Raw genomic sequence first — 4,685 nt, forward strand, 5'->3', positions numbered from 1 at the left:
AAAAAGAAGTGGTCAAGCTGTGGCACCGCTATCAGTCCATCCGTTCTGGTCAGGTAAAAACCTCCTGTTCCTGTGGCGGAAAGTTTCACATGTGAAATTTCTGGATTGAATCAGGGTTGCCCGAATTGGGCAGCTAGGCGGGGTTGCATTTTTGAAAAGTCCTGTACGCTGGTTGGTATAGGAGGTGAATAGTGGCCCAGCTTAAACATAACCGCTTCGTCATGTTGGGGTCCTTGGTAGCGACGGTCGTAGCCGCCGCCAATGGCTTGAGTTTTCTCACCCTTATGGCTGGTGGAATGACCCTTCTCCAGTTCATGGCTTGGAAGCAACAAGATGCTGTTCGGAGCCGGTTTAAAGCTGCGAAGGATGCGTTTGAAGCGTTGAACGTCATTGCGTTCGACAAGCACTGGGTAGGTTCAACCGCGACGGTGGCCAAAGTGTCGAACATGATCACTCCGCCCGAACGACTGGATAAGCCCTGGGCGGTGCAAGTTCTGGCCGTGACCAAAGGTGGGACGTGGTTCGCGGTGGATCTGCAAGTGACCGGCACTGACAAGGTTCAGATGCTTAGCCTCCACCAGCTTAGTGAAAAGGCGGCAAAGACCATGCTGGCCTTCGACCTCGAAGTGTATGAGAAATTTTTCGGAAAACCTGATGTTGCATGAGGACAATGTGATGGAAAAAGTCAAAAGCGTAGATGCCGTGGAGTTCACGGCAGCAGATAAGAAGGCGATGACCCATGCGGCATACGCCCAGTGTTTCTTCATTCTGGCCCAAGTGATGGCATTCCCTTCCCTGGGGGTGGCTGGCGCTATGGTTGCTGCTCTGTGCGGCATGATGCCGTGGTTGACCAAGTTCGCCAAAGAGGCTCCATCGAAAGCCTTTGGCATGGTGATGGCTTCACTCTGCCTTGCCCCTGTGTACGGGAAACTCTGTGAGCTGGTGGTCCACGCGATTCAGGGAGCTTGAGCTTATGGGGGTAGTACGAGTTCCCTACCTCTTGGCTGAGCTGAAAGAACGCGGATGTGCTGATGAATCTGCTCTGGCGCAGGTTATGCAGCCTGGATGCCGAATTGGAGAGGAAGACCTGCGGAAGTTGGCCGCAAATCTAGGGCTTGAAGTGTCCGAGCTGGCACCAGCGCCAGAGAACGCGGCCAACACCCGGTTCAAAGCAAAGCTGAGAGGAGGTTTGGCCTCCTTTCTTTTTGAGTACGACGGCTGTTTCCGACATGCAGAAGGCTCCAGCCATGCAGAAATGTTGGGTATCGAGCAAGAAGACGACATAGGTCTTCCGAGTCGAGCTGCTGACGCCATGCTCCTGGAGAAGACGCTTTACCAGGTAATCGCTCGGGCTAAGTACATGCTCGGCAAAATCGACAGCAAGTTTGTCAGGTCAGAACAAGCAATCGAGTTCCGTGAGCAACTTGCTCCTGGGATCTTCAAACCAGGTTACAGAGGTTTCCGATTCAAGGAGGCTGCCGCTGGTGATTTGCCTACTGTCATGATTGACGGTCGGAAGTTCAACTGCGTTGCCAGCATAGCCAGAGCACATGGACTTGATCCGGTAACGGTGCGTAGGCGCATTGCGGACACCGGGAAGGCCGCAGACAAACTCTCCAATGATGAGTGGAAGCTCATCCTCGCCAAGAAAAAAGGTAAAGGGAAACCCTTCACCTATCTGGACAGGACCTACAGCAACATTGCTCAGTTCTGTCGTGAGCATCAGCTCAACACCAACCTTGTTTACCAGAAAGTCAAAGACCGGGCTGATAGCGCTGATGAAGAGTTCTGGGGACAGATAATCGAAACATGCAAAAGGAAAAACTAATGGCAGAAAACAAAGAGATCCCCTGGGAGAAAGAACTCATTGAGAAGTACATGTTCACCCTGCATAAAGAGCAGGTGAAAGACCGGCGCTGGCGGACCATGTTGCGTGTGCTTCGCGCATCGGGTTTCGTGCTTCTCATGATCGGCTTCATCATTTTGGCATCTAATCCGGGTGGGATGCCGTGGCAAAGCGCCAAGGCAGGAGCCCCTCACACCGCGTATATCAACATCCGTGGTGAAATTGCTGCTGGCACCCTGGCCGATGCTGATCACCTTATCCCGTCCATCCAAGCTGCATTCGACAACCCGAACTCACAAGCTATCGTGCTTCGCATAAACAGCCCTGGCGGTAGCCCGGTTCAAGCAGGACGGATTTATGACGAAGTGAAGGCGCAGCGAGCCCTTCATCCGGAGAAAAAGATCTACGCCATCATTGATGACATCGGTGCCTCTGGCGGTTACTACATCGCCTCTGCTGCGGATGAAATTTATGCTGACCGCGCCAGTCTTGTCGGTTCTATCGGCGTCATCAGCTCGGGGTTTGGATTCACCGGCTTGATGGACAAGCTCGGCATCGAGCGCCGGGCTATCACTTCCGGAGAGCACAAAGCGCTTCTCGACCCATTCTCCCCTCTTACCTCTGACATAAAGAAATTCTGGGAGGGCGTTCTATCGAAAACCCACCAGCAGTTCATCGAACGAGTGAAGGCTGGGCGGGGTGATCGACTGAAAGACGACCCAGAGGTGTTTTCTGGATTGCTCTGGAACGGGGAGCAGGCCAAAGACATTGGGCTGATTGATGGCCTGGGTAGTTTGAACTCCGTGGCGCGAGACGTCATCCACCAGAGCAATTTGGTGGACTACACACCAACCGAAGACATCATCCGGCGACTGACCCAACGAGCGAAGCTCGAAGCCAGTTCCTTCGTGCAAGAACTCAGCGCTGTGAAAGTTTACTGATAGGAGCAGTTTGATATGACAGAACAAAGTACCAAATCACTACGTCTCGGGGTTGTTGCCGCCATTCTTTTGGGGCTCGTAGGAACCGGGTTCGGGATCTACCAGTTCGTGAAAGAGAAGGATCTGGCGCAAGAGATCGCCAACGTGAAGTCTACGGTCAACCAGGTGAAGGATGCCGAAGGCGTCACCTTCAAAAGCAAGGCAGAGTTTGAAGCTGCTGTGGCCGAAAGCATCAACAAGTTTGTCGCGCAGAAACAACAAGCCGACATCGATCAGAAGTATGCCCAGTTCGAGGCAGCACCTGAGAAGGTCGAAGAAGGCAAACACATCTACGGGGACCTTGGTGCTCGGTTCACGCTGGTGGAGTTCTCCGATATGGAGTGCCCATTCTGCAAGCGATTCCACGACACACCCAAACAAATTGTGGATGCCAGCAAAGGCAATGTGAATTGGCAGTGGAAGCACATGCCTCTCGATTTCCATAACCCGGCAGCTCACAAGGAAGCTCTGGCCGCTGAATGTATTGCTGAGCAGAAGGGCAACCGTGGCTTCTGGGTCTTCGTTAACGACATTTTCCAACATACCCAGGGGAATGGTGGCGGTGTTGCTGACCTGGCCTCTGTTGTCACTGGTGTTGGTGCTGATCTGGATGCGTTCCGGGAGTGCCTCGGCTCAGGAAAGTACGAAGACAAGGTTGAAGCTGACATCCAGAAAGCCAAGAGCTATGGCGTCAACGGGACGCCAGCCACTTTTGTAGTGGACAACCATACCGGCAAGAGCCAGCTTCTCGGCGGCGCTCAACCGGCACAAGCCATCATGGCCGTGATGCGAAAAATGATGATTGAGTCGCAACAAGACGACTCCGCGAACCAATAAAAACTTTCACATGTGAAAGTGGAGTGAGAACTGATGATCAAGATTACAACTAAATTGGGATGCCTTCTGGCGGGGCTGCTTGTCCTGTCGGCTTGCTCAAGCGTCCCTCAGCCAAACAACGAATACACGAAGGCCTTGGATGATACCAAACAGGTATGCGCTGCCTGTGCCCTGGTTGGTAATGACCTGCTGGTTGCCCTCAACAAGTCATGCGATACACCCATGACCCCGGAGACTCTTACCGGCGTCATGAACAGTAACCCGATGTTTGCCGCCATGATGGCAATTAACTCCATTGGTGGAACTGACTTTTATCAGGTTTACCGTGATGCGGCCATAGACACCCTGCGGTGCAATGAAATGGACAGTTGGCCTGATCGGACCAAGGTGCGTTTCCAGCAGCCCGACATGCAAAAGGCGCTGGCCTTGAGGGTTTCTGCCAGACAGCAGAAGGCAAATTAACTTTCACATGTGAAAGTCAGGCTCTCCGGGGCCTGATTTCACTATGAGGTGAATCTATGGAGTTACAAGAAGCAAAAGAGGCTCTCGATAGCCTTCATCCACACAAGGCCTCAGCGCCTTTGAGGCTTGTCATCCACCAGCCAGGTGGGATTGGTGGAACCCCTACTGTGGGGGTGAAAGCTATTCACGCAGGCTTTGACTGGGACAGCAACACCATCCTGATCTATCCGGAAGAGCAGCTCACCCGTTTGACGCCGGATGAGGTCGCCGCCATCACGAAGTCAGTATCGAAAGGACAGTCCTGGCATTCATATCAGCAGTTCAAGAAGTATCGGGAACAGTTGGCCGAAGCTACAGAAGAAATTAGTAGGCTCAGGGCTGAGCTGGGCAGGTATCAGAATAACGGGAGGGGGTAATGCTAAAACGCGGAATTATCAATCTCGCTGCAAGTTACATCATTGTTGATGCCCTACTCCGGAATGCAGCAATTTGGATCTTTGGCTTGTCCTTCTCCGTTGGTGGCACTTACGTCACTGGCGAGGCCAGTACATGGGTCGTTT

Annotated in this window: 7 protein-coding genes; all 7 read left to right on the plus strand. The window is 52.9% G+C overall.

Annotated elements, in window-relative coordinates:
• Window positions 1–191: 191 nt before the first annotated feature.
• The 7 genes from BHE89_RS09775 to BHE89_RS09805 are packed head-to-tail and all read left to right on the plus strand — an operon-like array spanning window position 192 to window position 4,541.
• Window positions 192–665 carry a hypothetical protein gene (locus BHE89_RS09775; RefSeq protein WP_000057877.1) on the plus strand — a complete coding sequence of 158 codons (474 nt, stop codon included), beginning with the start codon at window positions 192–194 and terminating at the stop codon, window positions 663–665.
• A complete protein-coding gene (locus BHE89_RS09780) occupies window positions 655–969 on the plus strand; it encodes a hypothetical protein (protein WP_000902149.1) in 315 nt (104 codons plus the stop codon). Before BHE89_RS09775 ends, BHE89_RS09780 begins: the two co-directional genes overlap by 11 nt.
• Window positions 970–973: 4 nt before the next feature.
• Window positions 974–1,828 carry a hypothetical protein gene (locus BHE89_RS09785; RefSeq protein WP_000539393.1) on the plus strand — a complete coding sequence of 285 codons (855 nt, stop codon included), beginning with the start codon at window positions 974–976 and terminating at the stop codon, window positions 1,826–1,828.
• Window positions 1,828–2,787, plus strand: coding sequence for a S49 family peptidase (locus BHE89_RS09790; protein WP_171729966.1), 960 nt, complete (start codon window positions 1,828–1,830; stop codon window positions 2,785–2,787). The genes BHE89_RS09785 and BHE89_RS09790 overlap by 1 nt, the downstream gene beginning before the upstream one ends.
• 15 nt (window positions 2,788–2,802) lie before the next feature.
• On the plus strand, window positions 2,803–3,663 hold the full coding sequence (locus tag BHE89_RS09795) for a DsbA family protein (protein ID WP_069369940.1): 861 nt from the start codon (window positions 2,803–2,805) through the stop codon (window positions 3,661–3,663).
• A 33-nt stretch (window positions 3,664–3,696) separates the two neighbouring features.
• Window positions 3,697–4,125 carry a hypothetical protein gene (locus BHE89_RS09800; protein WP_011872884.1) on the plus strand — a complete coding sequence of 143 codons (429 nt, stop codon included), beginning with the start codon at window positions 3,697–3,699 and terminating at the stop codon, window positions 4,123–4,125.
• 56 nt (window positions 4,126–4,181) lie between these two features.
• On the plus strand, window positions 4,182–4,541 hold the full coding sequence (locus BHE89_RS09805) for a hypothetical protein (RefSeq protein WP_069369939.1): 360 nt from the start codon (window positions 4,182–4,184) through the stop codon (window positions 4,539–4,541).
• Window positions 4,542–4,685: the final 144 nt, after the last annotated feature.

Origin of the sequence: Shigella sp. FC1967 (assembly GCF_001743005.1) — a bacterium.
In the GTDB taxonomy this organism is placed as follows: Bacteria; Pseudomonadota; Gammaproteobacteria; order Enterobacterales; family Enterobacteriaceae; genus Proteus.

Coding starts and splice junctions, on each gene's coding strand:
- BHE89_RS09780 (WP_000902149.1), top strand. CDS start 655: ATGTTGCATGAGGACAATGTGATGGAAAAAGTCAAAAGCGTAGATGCC.
- BHE89_RS09785 (WP_000539393.1), top strand. CDS start 974: ATGGGGGTAGTACGAGTTCCCTACCTCTTGGCTGAGCTGAAAGAACGC.
- BHE89_RS09790 (WP_171729966.1), top strand. CDS start 1,828: ATGGCAGAAAACAAAGAGATCCCCTGGGAGAAAGAACTCATTGAGAAG.
- BHE89_RS09795 (WP_069369940.1), top strand. CDS start 2,803: ATGACAGAACAAAGTACCAAATCACTACGTCTCGGGGTTGTTGCCGCC.
- BHE89_RS09800 (WP_011872884.1), top strand. CDS start 3,697: ATGATCAAGATTACAACTAAATTGGGATGCCTTCTGGCGGGGCTGCTT.
- BHE89_RS09805 (WP_069369939.1), top strand. CDS start 4,182: ATGGAGTTACAAGAAGCAAAAGAGGCTCTCGATAGCCTTCATCCACAC.